This window comes from Glycocaulis albus, from assembly GCF_014639075.1.
Lineage (GTDB): Bacteria > Pseudomonadota > Alphaproteobacteria > Caulobacterales > Maricaulaceae > Glycocaulis > Glycocaulis albus.
In genome coordinates, this window is record NZ_BMFS01000009.1 from 35,951 (window position 1) to 51,681 (window position 15,731).

The window sequence follows — 15,731 nt, forward strand, 5'->3', positions numbered from 1 at the left end:
GGCGTCATGCCGTCGCTTCGGCCCGGCGCAAGCCCTCGATCATGGATGAGCGCATGATATAGGCCTTGGCCTTTGCCGGGTCCGATGTGACCGCTTTCAGCCCTTCCAGAATCACGCGGCGCTTCTCGGGGTCGCGCTCCTGCATGCGCCGCCGGTTGCGATCCGCCTGCTGGAGGATTTCCTCCTCGGCTACAGGGCGGCGCTGCCGGGTGTAGAGATCGAGCAGATCGTGCGATTCCCCTGCCAGCACGCGCTTGAGCTTGGCTGTCAGGTTGAAGACGTCGTGTATCCCGCCATTCATGCCCATGCCGCCGCTCGGGCTGTTCACGTGTGCCGCATCACCTGCCAGCACCACGCGGCCCCGGCGATAGTCCGGCACGATGCGCATATGGACCCGGTAGGGTCTTGTCTCGAACACATTATAGGGTTCATTGCGCGGCACGATGGCGTTGAGCTTGCGCTGGATGCTTTCCGGTTTCAGGGCGTCCTCGATGGACTCGTCCTCTGACGGGTATAGCGAGCAACGCCAGAATTCCTTCAGGCGCAAAAGCGAGAACGTGCCGCCATTGCGCCAGACATAGTTCACGTTGGAGAGGCCGGGCAGGTGCTCTTCGAATGGAAAATCCGTGATCGCGAGAATGGTGGTTTCCGGATAGGTCAGCCCTTCAAGCGCGAGGCCGGCCTGTTCGCGCACCGTGCTGCGCGCTCCATCGGCGCCGATCAGGAAACGGCCCCTGATCGACAATTCTTCGCCATCCCTGATGGCGCGCACCTGCACGGCGTCATCGGTCTGCGTGACCGACTCGACACGCGCGCCCATGATGATTTCTGCAAATGGCGCCCCGGCCAGGGCATCGGCCAGGATGCGGCACAGGCGGAATTGTTCGCATTGCAGCCGGAAGGGGTGGCGGGTTTCTCCTTCCAGAACGGAAAGGTCGAACACCGCGCGGTCATGAGTTTCATGCTGGCGGATCTGCCAGGAGCGGCAAACCAGCCCCTGATCGATCAGTGGCCTCGCCAGCCCGTACTCGTCGAGCATGTCCAATGTTGGCGGGTGAAATGTCGAGGCCCGCAAATCTTCTGGCAATGACGGTTCAGCTTCCAGAACGATACACGATATACCAAATGCGTTCAGGCGCAGAGCGGCAGACAGGCCGACCGGGCCGGCACCGACGATAATGACCTGCGTATCAAGCTTTTGCATGAAGTCCTCTACCCCACTTGTCTGTTTCTTGATACGTTTGCGCGAGCGGTTCCGCAACCCCTGCGGACTAACCTAAGCGCTAATTGCTAGACAATGTGATGTGGTGGCAGGTGATGCAGCAAGTCCGTTGACTTGTCGGATCGCCTCATGTCGTATTTTTAGTCAGACATCTGCGGGTCCAGACAGGACCAGCGCACGATCCAGATTCGAGGACCTACCCATGGCCCAGTCCGCCCCCGGTGGCACGCACAAGCCCGCTGCAGCAACACCCACGCTGGTCACCGGCTTTATTGATGGCAGCTTTGTGCCCGGCGGCAAGGGGCATCGTGTTCCCGTTCACTATCCGGGGAGCGGCCAGGTTGTCTCGCAGTTGCACGAAAGTGATGCCCGTGAAGTGGACATGGCGGTCCGCTCAGCCCGCGCGGCGTTCGATGCCGGGCCGTGGCCCCGCATGGCGATAGAGGAGCGTCAGGCGGTCCTGCAGGCAATTCACGATGCAATTCTGGCGCATGACGAGGAGCTGGCTTATCTGGAGTGCCTGAATACCGGCATTGTCATGCGCGAGGTACGCCAGCGCCATATCCGCAGGGCGGCCTATAATTTCAAATTCTTCTCGGAAGTCATCAGTCAGCAGCCGGGCGAAGTCTGGACCCAGAACCGGGATTACCTGACTTTTGTCACGCGTGAGCCGGCCGGTGTGGCGGCTCTGATCGCGCCGTGGAATGCGCCGCTGGCGCTGGCCTCGATGAAGATCGCGGCCGCCATTGCCTTCGGCAATACATGTGTCCTCAAGCCGTCAGAGCAGACACCGCTATCGCTGGCCCGGCTTGTGGAAATCATTCATCAGGCCGGCGTGCCCGCCGGTGTGGTCAATCTGGTCAATGGGCGCGGGGGCGTGACGGGCGTGGCGCTGGTGGACCATCCCGGTATCGACCGGGTTGCGTTCACCGGCGGCACGGCCACGGGGCGCACCATCATGCAGGCCGCTGGCAAGCGCCTGAAGCCCGCATCTGTGGAGCTCGGCGGCAAGTCGGCCAATATCGTTTTTGCCGACGCTGATCTGGAGCGTGCTCTGGATGGCGCGCTGCTGGGTATCTTCTCCAATAATGGCCAGCAATGCCTTGCAGGCTCGCGCATCCTGGTGGAAGAGCCGGTTTTCGATGATTTTGTCGAGGCCTTCGTGGAGCGTGCGCGCAGGCTGAAAGTCGGTGATCCGATGGCCGATGATACCGAGCTTGGCCCTATCGCATCCGCGCGTCACCGCGACCACATCCTGTCCTATGTCGATATCGCACAAGGCCAGGGCGCAAAACTGCTGACCGGCGGCAAGGCGATCGAGGGTGACGGCTACTTCATGGAGCCCACGGCGGTACTGGCCTCTGACAATGCCAGCCGCGTTTGCCAGGAAGAGATCTTCGGACCCTTCGCAGCCTTCCTGAAGTTCAATGGCAGGGAAGAAGCGGCGGCAATTGCCAACCACTCGCCCTTCGGCCTTGTCGGCTATGCCTGGACGCAGAACCTCGATACCGCGCTGTGGATCAGCCGCCATGTCCGCACCGGCCTGATGTGGGTGAATACGCCGCTCATGCGCGAGCTGCGCGCGCCCTTTGGCGGCATCAAGGATTCCGGCATTGGCCGGGATGGCGCGGCAGCGTCGCGCGATTTCTTCACCGACGAGAAGACGGTGACCATTCCCGTCGGCAATGTGCCGCTTCGCAAGCTGGGAATGGGCTGAGCTACCAGTCGAGATCCTCGCCCGTATACCGGAAGAACCGCCCGCAATCGGCCATTGTCATGGCCGTCATCGCAGCGAACAGGCCTTGCGCGCTTTCACGGGCGGAGACTTTCTGCCCGCCTACACTGCGCGTGAAATCGGTATCGACATAGCCGGGGCTCAGCAGCGCCACTATCACGCCCCGGTCTTTGAGATCGTGCGCCAGTGACCGCATGGCCATGTTCAGCGCGGCCTTGCTGGTGCGGTAGAAATAATTGCCGCCCGCCGTCCGGGCGATAGAGCCAAGACTGCTGGATATGGCTGCGATCTTTTTGTGATCACTCGCCAGAACATTCTCCAGCAATGCCTCTGTGACGCGTACCGGCGCCAGCAGGTTTACGTCCATCACGCGCTGCCAGGCGGCGTAGTCCAGCGATCCCAGCTGAGTGTCGCGATGGGTGATGCCCGCGTTATTGACCAGAAGGTCAATAGGAAGATCGTCGAGCGACGATGCCAACCTTGCCAGTGAGGCAGGGTCGCTGACATCCAGTGTTTCAACGCGTATACGGCCGGGAAAGTCTTCCGATAGCGCGGTCAGGGACGCATTCTGCGGGCCTTCGCGGCACGTCGCCACCACATCCCACCCCTGCTCGGCAAAGACGGTGGCCAGCGCCAGGCCCACGCCGCGGCTGGCCCCCGTGATCAGTACACAAGGCATGGGCGGGCTATCCGATATGGCGCCACTGCGGGCGGCTGGAGCTGTTATCGCGCGTCAGCAGCATGTGATACTCGTACTGGTCGGGATTATAGAGGCCCTGCTGGTGCTCGAAGGGCTGTCCGGCCTCGTCGAACACGGTCCGGCGCAGGCGGATCAGCGGCGCGCCGACACCGACCGATAGCCGGTTCGCGGCCCGGTCGTCGGCGGCCACGGCACTGATGGTCTGCTCGGCGCGCATGGCCTTGATGCCCGTCGCCTCCAGTATGCGCATGACCGGCCGGTCATCGAGTTCCTTTTCCGAAATCCGTGAGGCGAAGGCGGCTGGCAGAAACAGGGTCGTCAGCGAAAGGGGCTTGGATTTGTAATAGCGCAGCCGCTCAATGCGCAGAGCAGGGGAGCCGGGTTTCAGGTTCAGCGCAGCCGCTGCCACGGACGGAACCGGCGCTGCGGTGTCGAACGCTATCAGCTTGGCCGTGGTGTCCAGCCCCAGCGTGATAAGGTTTTCGACAAGGCCGGCCAGGCGTTCGCTACCGCCTTCCCCGCCTGGCGGGCACGCAAACGTACCTACACCATGGCGCCGCACGATCAGTGATTCGCGCTCGAGCATTTCCAGTGCGCGCCGCACTGTGACGCGCGATACGTCATAGGTCTTGCTCAACGTCATCTCGGGCGGCAAGGGCTGGTCGCGACCGAACATGCCGTCCTGAATCTGCTGACGCAGTATGGTGTAAAGCTGATGGTATACGGGCAGGCTGGTTGTCTGAGACGAACCAAGACGGCGGCGGCCAACCTCTGAACCGGAATCGGCCTGTTGGGTTTTTGGCAAGTCGTCATCCTCCAGAAGCACGGGCAGGCCGCCGGTCAGGACGTTACCCTTTTTTTATTTGATATTGTGCCGCGTTGGCGCCGATCAGCAAGCCGTTCGTGCCAGCCAATAGCCCGCAAGCCGGTATGCAGCGCTGATCACTTGCTTAAATGATCTACATTTATAACATTTGGTTCGGTGCCGCTCTGAGAGGATTTGACATATGGCCGATCTCGCATTCCAGCCCACCATGATCCGCGAGGACAAGACGGCGCGGGAGCTGTTCGAGGCCGTCAAGGCCAACCCTGCGCGCGCCCGGTTCGGTTTCGGCGAGAAGCTGGCGGTGGTGAATGTCGATTTTCAGCAGGCCTATACCCGTCCCGACCTGTTTCCGAAGACGGCCTATGTCACGCATCCCGATCAGATCGGGTTCGTGAACCGGATCAGCCAGCTGGCTAGGCAGAAGGACATGCCCGTCATCTGGAGCCACGTGGCCTACAAGCCGGATTCCGGTGACGCGGGCGTGTGGGGCACACGGACCGATACGCCCGACAGCCTGCAGAATATCCGCTATGACAGCGAGCGCCACCAATTCGACCCGCGCTGCGAGATCGACGAGGCTCGCGACCTTGTCTTCACCAAACGCATGCCGTCGGCCTTCTTCGAGACGCCGCTGGCAAGCTATCTGGTCTGGCACAAGGTGGATACGGTGCTGGTAACGGGCGGATCCACATCAGGCTGCGTCCGGGCGACGGCTGTAGACAGTCTCAGCCATGGCTACCGTACCATCGTTGCCGAGGAGTGCGTGGCCGACAAGCACGAGAGCTATCACTACGCCAACCTCACCGATCTCCAGCTCAAATACGCCGATGTCGTATCCGCGCAGGAGGTGATGGACTGGCTGGCGTCGCGCTAGCGAGCCGCGCTGGCGATCTCGCTGGCTGAGGCGCTCCACACACCATCATTCCCGGCTAGTGCTTCCAGTACGCGCCGCACTGCATGCATGCGGAAGGGCTGTCCGCTGACATAGGGTGTGAGCGAAAAGGACAGCACCTGCCCTCCGGTGCGCGGCGTTTCTGAAATCATCAGGCGGGCGGCTTCCAGGATCTGGTCCGCCCACTCATCCTCGCTCTGACGGCGATCAACAAGCAGCGTGCGGTCATCGAGCTCGTTGTAGAGCGGCACGGCGGTTACCTCGCCGGACGGCGTACGCATAGGCACCGGCACGCTGTCCTGCTCCCAGTCCAGGCAGACATCGAAGCCGTGCTCAGCGATCAGTTTCAGTGTGTTGAAGGATTGCTGCCGCGCGGGGCTCATCCAGACACGCGGGTTGAGGCCGGCATTGGCGAACGCCTCGCGGGTCTCGCCGATCCAGCGCTCCTCCTCGCCGGCTTCGAGACCGCTCCAGTGAATGCGGTCCGCTTCCAGGCCGTAAGCGGCGATTTCGTGGTCCGCGTCCGTTATGGCCTCGATCAGCGGCTGCGCGCGCTCCAGAAGGGTGGCGTTGACCGGGAAGGTCGCTTTCACGCCTGCTGCTGCAAGCGCGTCGAGAAGCCGGAAAACGCCCACCCGGTTGCCATAATCGCGGGTCGTGTAGTGGCGCAAATCCGGCCACGGCGTCACCATCGCGCCGGGATGACGGAATGGCTTGCCTTGCGGGCTCAGCCGGTGCCACTCGACCGGCACCACGATCATCGCTGCCAGCGCCTTGCCGCCTGGCCAGTTGATGGGTGTGCGTTCGCCAGACGGACGCCAGTCATACAGGCTCTGATCCATACCGTGGCGGCGGTGCGGGTAGTGCAGGTGGTTTTCAGGCAGCGGCATCATCAAATCCCGTTCCGGCGCGTTTGCAGCCCCTGGCCTCGATGTCGGCGAGGCTCTGATCCCAGTAGTTCTCGCGGAAATGCCCGGCGATCTCGGCGGCGGTGGCAAACCACACCTCGTCCTTGTGTGCGGCGATATACTTCAGAGCCTCCTCGAACGGGCCGATCCGGTGCGGCTGGGAGACGAGATAGGCGTGCAGCGGAATGCACATGACGGTGCCGCTCTGGGCGCCTTCGGCGAGAAGCTGGTCGAAATGGCGTTTGAGCACGTCGGCGTAGCGTGTGGGCGTCATCGCTAGCGCGCCATAGGTGATGACGTCATTGACCTCCAGCGAGTAGGGCATGGAGACAAGCTTGCCCGAGCGCGTTTTAAGCGGCTGGGGCTGGTCATCCTGGAAGAGGTCGCACGTGTACCAGAAATCGTACTCCGCGATCAGGTCCATCGTGCGCGGTGTATGGGTCAGGGCAGGAGCCAGATAGCCGCGTATGCGCTGGCCTGTGGCGTCCTGCACGGTGCGGATGGAGTCCTCGATGACGGCCCGCTCCTGCGCCTCGTCCATCTCGTAGGAATAGCGCGTATTGTAGATGCCGTGGCTGAAAAATTCCCAGTCACGCGCCACGCACGCCTCGATGATTTCCGGGTGATGCTGGCACAGCGCGACATTGAGCGAGACGGAGCCGCGAAGCGCGTATTTATCCATCAGCTCCATGAGCCGCCAATGGCCAACCCTATTGCCCCAGTCACGCTGGGAATAGCCGACCACGTCCGGTGCCGGGCGTGGCCAGCCGGGACGCTTCGGGTTCACCGGCGGGTCGAACTCGTAGAACTCGATATTGGGTGCGATCCAGAAGGCGAGCTTCTTCTCGCCGGGCCATACAATCTTTGGCCGGTCCCGGTAGGGCCAATAGTCGTACAGGTTCGGATCGGCGGTCATCATGCCTGATTGTCTCCTGCTGGCGGAGCTTCGTAACGCTGACCGGTCGCCAGCATGTCGTCCAGTCCTATGCGGGCATTGACGCCCGCAAGGTCGGTCATTCGGTCGCGAAAGGCACCCGTGGACCCATCGGCCTTCAGCGTGGCGAAGAAGGCTTCTGCCGCCGGGATAAGGGCACGCACCAGCGCTCCGGGCGAGATCACCAGCCGGTAGCCCAGCTCTGACAGCGCCTCGACATTGCTGAGCGGTGTGTCGCCGCCTTCCACCATATTGGCCAGTAGCGGCGCGCGGGCAGCAAAACGCTTCGCAGCCTGACGCATCTGGTCCAGATCGCGCGGTGCCTCGATGAAGAGCATGTCCGCCCCGGCTTCGAGGAAGGCTTCTGCGCGGTCCATGGCGGCGTCAAAGCCTTCAACGGCGATGGCGTCCGTGCGCGCAATGATGAGCGTGTTGGCCGACTGGCGCGCATCTGTCGCCGCCCGGATCTTGCTGGCCATCTCTGCGGCCGGAATAACGCCCTTGCCGCGCAGATGGCCGCAGCGCTTGGGGAAGGTCTGGTCTTCCACCTGGATGGCTGAGGCGCCCGCCCGCTCCAGCATTCGCACGGTGCGTTGCACGTTCAGCGCATTGCCAAAGCCGGTATCGGCATCAACGATCAGGGGCAGGCTGACCCGCTCGGTGATACGCCGGGTCACGTCGGCCAGATGGTCCAGGCTGACAAGGCCGATATCGGGCCGCCCAAGCTGGGTATAGGCGACCGACGCCCCTGACAGATATACCGCCTCGAACCCCGCCTGCTCGGCCAGGAGGGCAGAGAGGGCGTCATAGACGCCCGGCGCCAGAAGGGCAGGGCCGCTGGCGAGCCTGTCTTTCAGGATGAGGCTCATGCAAGGTCTCCCTTCGCCGCGAGGCGCTTTTTGAGGTGAGGTATCAACCCGCCATCGGCAATCATGCCGGTAAGATGTCCCGGCAGCGGGTCAAAGCTGTAACGCCGGTCCTGCGTGTGGTTGAACAGCGTGCCGACCTGCAGGTCGAGCGACAGCCGGTCCCCGGGCGCGATATAGCGCGCCTCGTCCAGCCTGATGCAGATGAGCCCCAGATTGATCGCGTTACGCCAGAAAATCCGCGCAAACGACCGGGCGATCACCGCTTTCACCCCCAGCAGTTTCAGTGACACGGCTGCCTGCTCACGTGAGGAGCCGATGCCAAAGCTTTGCCCGCCCACCACGAAATCGCCCGGCTGCACCGTGCGGGCGAAATCAGGATCAATGGCGCTGAGGCAGTGGCTGGCCAGTTCCTCTGGCGGCAGCTTCATCAGATAGCCCGGTGCCATGACATCGGTATCGATATTGTCGCCGAATACGAAGGCCTTGCCGCTCATGGCGCTGTCCCTTCCAGCATGGGGCGCGGATCGGTGATGTGGCCGGCGACCGCCGCTGCGGCCACCGAGTAGGGCGAGCCCAGATAGACATTGGCGGACTTTGCGCCCATGCGGCCCTTGAAATTGCGGTTGGTCGACGAGATGCACGTCTCGCCTTCAGCGAGCAGGCCCGCGCCCATGCCCGCACACGCGCCGCACCCGGACGGCAGCAGGATGGCCCCGGCCTCGGTCAGCGTGTGGAGCGTGCCGTCTGCGCTGGCTTCTTGGGTGGTGCGCGCGGAGGCCGGCGCTATCAGCAAACGGGTGCCGGGGGCGACCCTGCGCCCTTTGAGAACCCGCGCCGCCATCCGCAGATCCTCGATCTTCGCGCCTACGCAGGCCCCGATATAGGCTTGGTCGATCTTTACACCCTGATGGCCGGAAACGGGCAAGGTCCGGTCAGGGCTGTGCGGCGCGGCGATTTGCGGCTCCAGCGCGCCGGCATCAAATGTGTGGCGCGTCGCGTAGCGGGCATCCGCGTCGGAGGCGAGAGCAAGCGCCGCCGCCTCATCTTCCACAGGCGCGCCAATCTCGCGCAGATAGTCAAAGGTCACGCCATCGGGCGCGACGACTCCAGTCTCGCAGCCCAGCTCGGCGGCCATGTTGCACAGGACCATGCGCTCGGCCATGCCCATCGCCTCCACGGTCGGTCCGGCGTATTCGACCGCGTTGAAAGCGTTATCGAGGCCCAGCTCCTTGCACAGGAAGAGCATCACGTCCTTGGCGGCGACGCCGTCGGCGAACGCGCCCCTCCATTCCACACGGATGGTCTCCGGCACGCTGACCCATGTTCGCCCGGTTGCGACGATGGCGGCCATGTCGGTGGCCCCATAGCCCGCCGCATATGTCCCGAACGCGCCCGCCATCGGTGTGTGGCTGTCACCGCCCGCTATGACCGCGCCGGGGCGTATCAAACCGTGTTCGGGCAGGACGAGGTGGCAGATGCCCACCATGTCGAAGAAGTTCTTCACACCGTGTGCGGCCGCGAAATCGCGGGTGAATTTCAGGATGGCGGCGCTTTCAGCGTCAACGGCCGGAACATAGTGATCGGACACGATGGCGACCCGGTCCGGGTCCCACAGGCCCACACCGAGCTCTTCCAGCATCGGCGCCCAGCGTCTGGGGCCAGAGCTGTCATGGGCAAAGGCCAGATCAATACCCACGGTCACGATCTCACCGGCCCGGACCGACTTTCGGTCCGCGGCCCGGGCGATGATTTTTTCAACCAGGGTCATGCCCCGCGCCATGTAAGGCCTCGCCGGTCTGCCAGCGTGCAGCGTGATGCTTGCCCGCTTAAAAGATATAGTCTTATATCATTTAAATCGCAGCGCCTGCCAAGGTGCAAGCCCCACCCTGCTTAAAAAGGTCTCCCGAAATGGCTGATGGCTCCACTTCCTCACCGCGCACGTTCCGCTGGGATGATCCGCTTGGCATGGATGAGCGCCTGACCGGCGAGGAGCGCATGGTACGCGATGCAGCGCGCAGCTATGCCCGCGAGGCCTTGTTGCCGCGCGTTGTGGAAGCCTTCGAGGCGGGCAGTTTTGATTCCGCCATCATGACCGAAATGGGCGAGATGGGCTTTCTCGGCGCCATGCTGCCCGAGGCCTATGGCGGCTCTGAAGCCAGCCATGTCGCCTATGGTCTGATCGCGCGCGAGATCGAGGCGGTGGATTCGGGATATCGCTCGGCGATGAGCGTGCAGTCCTCGCTGGCCATGTATCCGATCTATGCCTTCGGCTCAGATGAGCAGAAAGCGAAATTCCTGCCGAAAATGGCAACGGGCGAGTTGATCGGCTGCTTTGGTCTGACCGAAGCTGATGGCGGGTCGGACCCCGCGTCGATGAAGACGAAGGCCGTAGCGGTAGAGGGCGGTTACCGGCTGAATGGCTCGAAGTACTGGATCACCAACAGCCCCGTATCCGATCTCGCCATCGTCTGGGCGAAGCTGGACGACACGATCCGCGGCTTCATCGTGGAGCGCGATTTTGCCGGCTTTACCGCCAGCAAGATCACCGACAAGCTCTCCTTGCGTGCATCCATCACGGGCGATATCGGGCTGGATGATGTGTTCGTGCCGGAGGCCAATATCCTTCCCGGTGTGAAGGGGCTGCGCGGGCCTTTCTCCTGCCTGAACAAGGCGCGCTACGGCATCGCCTGGGGCGCCATGGGCGCGGCCGAGTTCTGCTTCCAGGCAGCGCGGGACTATACCGGCGAACGCATGCTCTTTGGCCGGCCGCTATCCTCGCGCCAGCTCGTCCAGAAGAAGCTCGCCGACATGCAGACTGAAATCTATCTCGGTCTTGAGGGCGCACTGGCGCTGGGCCGGCAGCTCGATAGTGGCGCATGGGTGCCCGAGGCCATTTCCATGATGAAGCGCAATAATTGCGGCAAGGCCCTCGCCATTGCCCGCGAGGCGCGCGACATGCATGGCGGTGCCGGAATTACGGGCGAAATGCATGTCATGCGTCATGTGATGAATCTGGAGACAGTCAACACGTATGAGGGCGCACACGATGTGCATGCCCTCATTCTCGGCCGGGCAATCACCGGACACAGCGCTTTTTGAAGCTGTTGCGATGATAGCCCGGGACAGGTTTTTCCTGTAGTTCGCCGCGGTCGCCGGGTCGCGCCCCGGCAGGATCCGGGCGGTGAGACATGTGGCCTGTTGAGACGATTATTGCCGGAGCGGTATTGCTGGCGGGCCTTCTGGCGCTGTCCATCGTCGATATCCGCAGCTTCCGCCTGCCGGACTGGCTCACCCTGCCCTTGATCCCGGCCGGCCTGTTGGCGGCCTGGTGGCTGGGTGACCCCGTTCCCTGGCATCTGGCAGGCGCCGTTATCGGATATGCCGGCCTAGTCGCACTGGAACTGGCATATCGGGCGGCGCGCGGCCGCGATGGGCTGGGCCGGGGTGATGCAAAGCTTCTCGCGGTGGGGGGAGCCTGGTGCGGGGCCGCGCTCCTTCCCGTCATTCTTCTGGTTGCCAGTATTGCCGGCCTGGTCTGGGTCATGGCGCTGAGACTGGCGGGGGACCGGGAAATCGGCCCCGATTCGGCAATTCCTTTCGGCCCGTTCCTGGCAGCCGGAATAGCCGTGGCCTGGCTGGTGCTGCGGGCGGGGCTTTGGCTGTAGGCCACAGACGCATCAAGGCGAGACAACGCGCAGCGAACACAGTAATCATCTCGCGATGACGTCAGAGCAACTGGATATCGGGGGCTGGAAAGCACAGCTGCGCAAGGGCGCGGCGGAATTTGCCGTTCTGAGCCTGTTGGCCCGCAAGGAAATGTATGGAATCGAGCTGCTGGATGCTCTGTCAGGAGCTCAGGGGCTCGGCATATCTGACGGTACAATTTACCCGCTGTTGAAAAGATTGCAGCTGGAGGGCCGGATTCATGCCCGCTGGCAGCCGAGTGTCACAGGACCGCCACGCAAATATTATAGCCTCACGGCTGAGGGAAAACTCGCCGTGTCGGCCATGAGCCAGGCATGGACAGAGTTTCGCTCGCAGTTGGATAGACTTGCGGGACAGGCCGGTGAACTCAACGCCCCAGATAGAGACCTATCTTCGTGAACTCGCGCGTGCGCTGACCAGGCTTTCTGCGCATGAGCGCGATGACATACTGGCCGAAACCCATAGCCATCTGGCCGAACGCTGCGCGCTGCTGGGCGAAGCCGAGGCTCTGCGCCTCATGGGACCACCGCGTGCGCTGGCCCGCAGCTACATGGCTGCAACCGGACATGCCGGCCGGCCGGCCGGAGAACGCATAGTGCCTCTATTGCCGGCCACGATGCTTGTCGGCGCCTGCCTGTTGTGGGTCTGCACCATCATTTCGGTGACCTTGTTGCTGGCCGAACTGGCAGAGCCCACCCTCGTCAGCATCTGGCTAAATGCCAGCACAGGGAATGTTTTTGTCGGGGCGGCCAATCCAGACATGGTGTCGCTCCTGACCGATCTGGCCGGGCCCTGGTTTCTGCCTCTGGCGGCGATCACAGGCCTTCTCGCCGGCGCCAGTGGATCTGCGATGATACGCGCCGCCTGGCGTGAGTTCCGCTCACCGCGCGGACTGGCCATTCACTAAACACCTGATTCGCCTATTCGATATTCTTGACTGCCGGGCACGGCGTGTGGGCACACGATGACAAGCATGTCCGCCAGATTTTCCCGATTCCAGAAACTTGTAATGCATGTCACCGGCCTGACATGAATCTTGTATAACAGGATACCCCGTCGAGATGGCTACACACCCATCTCGCTGCGAGCTGAAACATTTGCAGACGGCGCGCGCTCCGTGCGCCCGCAGAGGGGACGATCATGTCGTTGAAGAAATACGCAGCCATATTTGCGCTCGGCCTGGCTGCCGCATCGTGCGGTCAGGGCTCCAATATTTCGTCGCCCGGCGCGACCAATCCCGGCACCCCGCCAGGCGGTGGCGGCGGTGGCGGTGGTGGCGGTGGCGGTGGCGGTGGCGGTGCCACCTGCCCGAGCGGCTTCACTACCGGTGGTGACGTGGGCGGCCTGACTGCCTGCGTGCTCTCCGGCGACATCCTGAACAATCTGACCCTCCCCTTCGTCGACGGTATCGCCTACCGCATCGATGGCCGCGTGAATGTCGGTATTGATGTCGGTGCTGACGGCAACGCCGCAGGCGGTGTGTCTGCCCGCCTCACCATCGAGCCGGGTGTGACCATTTTCGGTCAGGGCGGCGCGGACTATCTGGTCATCAACCGCGGCTCGCAGATCGAGGCCAACGGCACGGCAGCCTCGCCGATCACCATGACCTCGGATGAAGACCTGATCCGCCGTGCGGCGAACCCGCAGGACTTTGGCGGTGACAATATCGGTGAATGGGGCGGCATCGTCGTTCTGGGCCGCGCGCCGATCAATCGCTGCCGTGACGCGGCGACGCCGGGCACGGTGGACTGCGAAAACCTCGTTGAAGGGGTATCCAACCCCGACGCTCTCTACGGCGGCAACAACCCGCAGGACAATTCCGGCATCATGCGTTACGTACGCGTTCTGTTTGCGGGCTTTGAGATCGCGCCGGGTAATGAGCTGAACGGCATCACGCTCGCTGGCGTCGGCTCCGGCACCACCTTCGAATACATCCAGGTCCATAATGGTTCCGACGATGGTATCGAGTGGTTTGGCGGCACGGTGAATGGCCGCTACCTGGTCGTAACCGGTGCCGACGATGACTCGCTCGACACCGACAATGGCTATAATGGCTTCAACCAGTTCGTGGCTGTCATCCAGCGCGAGAATGGCGGCGACAATATCGTCGAGGCCTCCAGCTCGGCGCCGGGCGTCACCCCGCTGTCGAACGCCACGTTTGCCAATTTCACCTTTGTGGGTAACCGCACCAACGCCTTCCGCCTGAACACGGGTACGGTCGGCCGGTATGTCAATGGCGTCGTTGACTACGGGCAGGCCTGCATGCGCTGGGAAGGCTCTGCGGGTAACGGCACGGCCGGCTATCAGGGCGTTGGCGTTGACCCGAGCTTCAACTCGGTGCTGTTCGACTGCGAAGGCGGCCTCACGCTGGCCGGTTCCGACGCAGCGGCCGCTGCGGCTGCCGTGGCAGCTGATCCGAACAACACCCAGCAGGAAAGCTCGCTGGCTTCGCGTCTCTTCCCGGGCCCGGTCGAGCAGGGTGTCGATGCGTTCGACGTCACGACCCTCGACAGCTTCTTTGAGGACGCTGACTATATTGGCGCGTTCAGTGCAACTGAAACCGAGACCAATAACTGGGCGGCTGGCTGGACCTTCGGCCTCTTCCCGGAACCTGACTGCCCGATTGGCACGACCGATACCGGCGCTCAGCGTAACGGACAGAATGTCTGCCGTCTGACGGGCGTTGTTGAAGACGATATTCGTCTGACCCGCGGCAACATCTATGAGCTGGAAGGCGATGTCCGGATTGGCCGCGATGTTGGTGCGGATGGCAATGCCGCTGGCGGCGTTGCTGCCTCGATCACCATCGAGTCGGGCGTAACACTCTACGGCCGTTCGGGTGCCGATTACCTGCTCATCAACCGTGGCTCGCAGATCTTCGCCAACGGCACGCGTCAGAATCCGATTATCATGACGTCGGAAAACGACATCACCAACACCGGTAATCGCGAAACCGCGATCGGCGAGTGGGGTGGTCTTGTGATCCTGGGCCGTGCGCCGACCAATCGCTGCCGCGACGCGGCTGCGCCGGGCACCATCGATTGTGAAAACCTGATCGAGGGTGTGACCAATCCGGACGGCCTGTATGGCGGTATCGAGGAAGACGACAGCTCAGGCTCCCTGACCTTCGTGCAAGTGAAGTTCGCGGGCTTTGAAATCGCGCCGGGTAACGAGCTGAACGGCATCACGCTGGGCGGCGTTGGCCGTGGCACCACCTTCGAGTACATCCAGGTCCACAATGGTTCTGACGATGGCATCGAATGGTTCGGCGGCACGGTGAACGGCAAATACCTGGTCGTGACGGGCGCCGACGACGACTCTTTCGACACCGATAATGGCTGGAACGGCAATGTGCAGTTCCTGCTGGGCATTCAGCGTGCCGGCGGCGGCGACAATATCGTCGAAGCCTCCAGCTCGGCCCCGGGTGTAACCCCGCTGTCCAACGCCACTTTCTCCAACTTCACCTTCATTGGTAACCGTACCAACGCCTTCCGCCTGAACACGGGCACTGTTGGCCGCTATGTGAATGGCGTGGTCAGCTATGGCCAGGCGTGCATGCGCTGGGAAAGCTCTGCCGGTAACGGCGTGGCTGGTTACCAGGGCGTCGGCACCGATCCGAGCTTTGACTCGGTGCTGTTCGACTGTGCAGGCGGCCTGACGGTTGCCGGTTCGGACGATGCGGCGGCTTCGGCGGCGGTTTCGGGCGGCTCCAATAACACCACGGGTACGGCCAGCACGCTGACCAACACCTTCGTGAATGGTGCCAACGAGAATGCCCGTCAGGCATTCGACGTCACCACGCTCGATCCGTACTTCGACGATGTCGACTATATCGGCGCGGTACGTGACTCCAGTGATCGCTGGTGGGCTGACTGGACCTGCGGTCTGGAAGCCGGAAGCACCTGCTAGGCCAGAGCATCCGACGCGCCGGGCATCGCCC

At 62.8% G+C, this 15,731-nt stretch carries 15 protein-coding genes; 7 read left to right on the top strand and 8 right to left on the bottom strand.

What is annotated here, in order from left to right; genetic code table 11:
- Positions 1–4: 4 nt before the first annotated feature.
- Entirely contained in the window at positions 5–1,204 is a 1,200-nt protein-coding gene (locus IEV75_RS10240) for an FAD-dependent oxidoreductase (protein ID WP_188452470.1), read from the bottom strand.
- 220 nt (positions 1,205–1,424) lie between these two features.
- Between IEV75_RS10240 and IEV75_RS10245 the strand changes: the two genes are divergently transcribed.
- Positions 1,425–2,939 (top strand): aldehyde dehydrogenase, encoded by a 1,515-nt coding sequence (locus IEV75_RS10245; RefSeq protein WP_188452471.1) that lies wholly within the window; start codon positions 1,425–1,427, stop codon positions 2,937–2,939.
- Position 2,940: 1 nt separating this feature from the next.
- On the opposite strand, the gene IEV75_RS10250 is transcribed toward IEV75_RS10245, so the two are convergent.
- Complete coding sequence (locus IEV75_RS10250) at positions 2,941–3,636, bottom strand: SDR family oxidoreductase (protein ID WP_188452472.1); 696 nt, start codon at positions 3,634–3,636, stop codon at positions 2,941–2,943.
- A 7-nt stretch (positions 3,637–3,643) separates the two neighbouring features.
- On the bottom strand, positions 3,644–4,462 hold the full coding sequence (locus tag IEV75_RS10255) for a GntR family transcriptional regulator (protein WP_188452473.1): 819 nt from the start codon (positions 4,460–4,462) through the stop codon (positions 3,644–3,646).
- Between the two features lie 202 nt (positions 4,463–4,664).
- On the opposite strand from IEV75_RS10255, the gene IEV75_RS10260 reads away from it, so the two are divergent.
- On the top strand, positions 4,665–5,357 hold the full coding sequence (locus IEV75_RS10260; RefSeq protein ID WP_233351831.1) for an isochorismatase family protein: 693 nt from the start codon (positions 4,665–4,667) through the stop codon (positions 5,355–5,357).
- On the opposite strand, the gene IEV75_RS10265 is transcribed toward IEV75_RS10260, so the two are convergent.
- Genes IEV75_RS10265 through IEV75_RS10285 form a run of 5 tightly spaced genes read right to left on the bottom strand, consistent with a single transcriptional unit; the run spans position 5,354 to position 9,854 of the window.
- Positions 5,354–6,268 carry a polysaccharide deacetylase family protein gene (locus tag IEV75_RS10265; RefSeq protein ID WP_233351832.1) on the bottom strand — a complete coding sequence of 305 codons (915 nt, stop codon included), beginning with the start codon at positions 6,266–6,268 and terminating at the stop codon, positions 5,354–5,356. The genes IEV75_RS10260 and IEV75_RS10265 overlap by 4 nt on opposite strands.
- Positions 6,252–7,199 carry a polysaccharide deacetylase family protein gene (locus IEV75_RS10270; protein WP_188452561.1) on the bottom strand — a complete coding sequence of 316 codons (948 nt, stop codon included), beginning with the start codon at positions 7,197–7,199 and terminating at the stop codon, positions 6,252–6,254. The genes IEV75_RS10265 and IEV75_RS10270 overlap by 17 nt, the downstream gene beginning before the upstream one ends.
- Complete coding sequence (locus IEV75_RS10275; RefSeq protein ID WP_188452474.1) at positions 7,199–8,086, bottom strand: isocitrate lyase/PEP mutase family protein; 888 nt, start codon at positions 8,084–8,086, stop codon at positions 7,199–7,201. Before IEV75_RS10275 ends, IEV75_RS10270 begins: the two co-directional genes overlap by 1 nt.
- On the bottom strand, positions 8,083–8,580 hold the full coding sequence (locus IEV75_RS10280; RefSeq protein WP_188452475.1) for a LeuD/DmdB family oxidoreductase small subunit: 498 nt from the start codon (positions 8,578–8,580) through the stop codon (positions 8,083–8,085). The genes IEV75_RS10275 and IEV75_RS10280 overlap by 4 nt, the downstream gene beginning before the upstream one ends.
- Positions 8,577–9,854: a 3-isopropylmalate dehydratase large subunit gene (locus tag IEV75_RS10285; RefSeq protein WP_233351833.1), complete on the bottom strand. Its 1,278-nt coding sequence runs from the start codon at positions 9,852–9,854 to the stop codon at positions 8,577–8,579. Before IEV75_RS10285 ends, IEV75_RS10280 begins: the two co-directional genes overlap by 4 nt.
- A gap of 140 nt (positions 9,855–9,994) precedes the next feature.
- Here IEV75_RS10285 and IEV75_RS10290 point away from each other — a divergent pair, with 140 nt between their 5' ends.
- The 5 genes from IEV75_RS10290 to IEV75_RS10310 all read left to right on the top strand — a co-directional run bounded on the left by IEV75_RS10290 (position 9,995) and on the right by IEV75_RS10310 (position 15,700).
- Positions 9,995–11,185, top strand: coding sequence for an acyl-CoA dehydrogenase (locus IEV75_RS10290; RefSeq protein ID WP_188452477.1), 1,191 nt, complete (start codon positions 9,995–9,997; stop codon positions 11,183–11,185).
- An 89-nt stretch (positions 11,186–11,274) separates the two neighbouring features.
- Positions 11,275–11,751, top strand: a complete 477-nt coding sequence (locus IEV75_RS10295) for a prepilin peptidase (protein WP_188452478.1) — start codon at positions 11,275–11,277, stop codon at positions 11,749–11,751.
- A 55-nt stretch (positions 11,752–11,806) separates the two neighbouring features.
- Positions 11,807–12,190 carry a PadR family transcriptional regulator gene (locus IEV75_RS10300; protein ID WP_188452479.1) on the top strand — a complete coding sequence of 128 codons (384 nt, stop codon included), beginning with the start codon at positions 11,807–11,809 and terminating at the stop codon, positions 12,188–12,190.
- Entirely contained in the window at positions 12,153–12,698 is a 546-nt protein-coding gene (locus IEV75_RS10305) for an HAAS signaling domain-containing protein (RefSeq protein ID WP_188452480.1), read from the top strand. Before IEV75_RS10300 ends, IEV75_RS10305 begins: the two co-directional genes overlap by 38 nt.
- A 233-nt stretch (positions 12,699–12,931) precedes the next feature.
- Positions 12,932–15,700, top strand: a complete 2,769-nt coding sequence (locus tag IEV75_RS10310; protein WP_188452481.1) for a beta-helix domain-containing protein — start codon at positions 12,932–12,934, stop codon at positions 15,698–15,700.
- The last annotated feature ends 31 nt before the right edge of the window (positions 15,701–15,731 follow it).

Coding starts and splice junctions, on each gene's coding strand:
- IEV75_RS10260 (WP_233351831.1), top strand. CDS start 4,665: ATGGCCGATCTCGCATTCCAGCCCACCATGATCCGCGAGGACAAGACG.
- IEV75_RS10285 (WP_233351833.1), bottom strand. CDS start 9,854: ATGACCCTGGTTGAAAAAATCATCGCCCGGGCCGCGGACCGAAAGTCG.
- IEV75_RS10245 (WP_188452471.1), top strand. CDS start 1,425: ATGGCCCAGTCCGCCCCCGGTGGCACGCACAAGCCCGCTGCAGCAACA.
- IEV75_RS10240 (WP_188452470.1), bottom strand. CDS start 1,204: ATGCAAAAGCTTGATACGCAGGTCATTATCGTCGGTGCCGGCCCGGTC.
- IEV75_RS10265 (WP_233351832.1), bottom strand. CDS start 6,268: ATGATGCCGCTGCCTGAAAACCACCTGCACTACCCGCACCGCCGCCAC.
- IEV75_RS10290 (WP_188452477.1), top strand. CDS start 9,995: ATGGCTGATGGCTCCACTTCCTCACCGCGCACGTTCCGCTGGGATGAT.
- IEV75_RS10295 (WP_188452478.1), top strand. CDS start 11,275: ATGTGGCCTGTTGAGACGATTATTGCCGGAGCGGTATTGCTGGCGGGC.
- IEV75_RS10280 (WP_188452475.1), bottom strand. CDS start 8,580: ATGAGCGGCAAGGCCTTCGTATTCGGCGACAATATCGATACCGATGTC.
- IEV75_RS10270 (WP_188452561.1), bottom strand. CDS start 7,199: ATGACCGCCGATCCGAACCTGTACGACTATTGGCCCTACCGGGACCGG.
- IEV75_RS10310 (WP_188452481.1), top strand. CDS start 12,932: ATGTCGTTGAAGAAATACGCAGCCATATTTGCGCTCGGCCTGGCTGCC.
- IEV75_RS10300 (WP_188452479.1), top strand. CDS start 11,807: ATGACGTCAGAGCAACTGGATATCGGGGGCTGGAAAGCACAGCTGCGC.
- IEV75_RS10250 (WP_188452472.1), bottom strand. CDS start 3,636: ATGCCTTGTGTACTGATCACGGGGGCCAGCCGCGGCGTGGGCCTGGCG.
- IEV75_RS10275 (WP_188452474.1), bottom strand. CDS start 8,086: ATGAGCCTCATCCTGAAAGACAGGCTCGCCAGCGGCCCTGCCCTTCTG.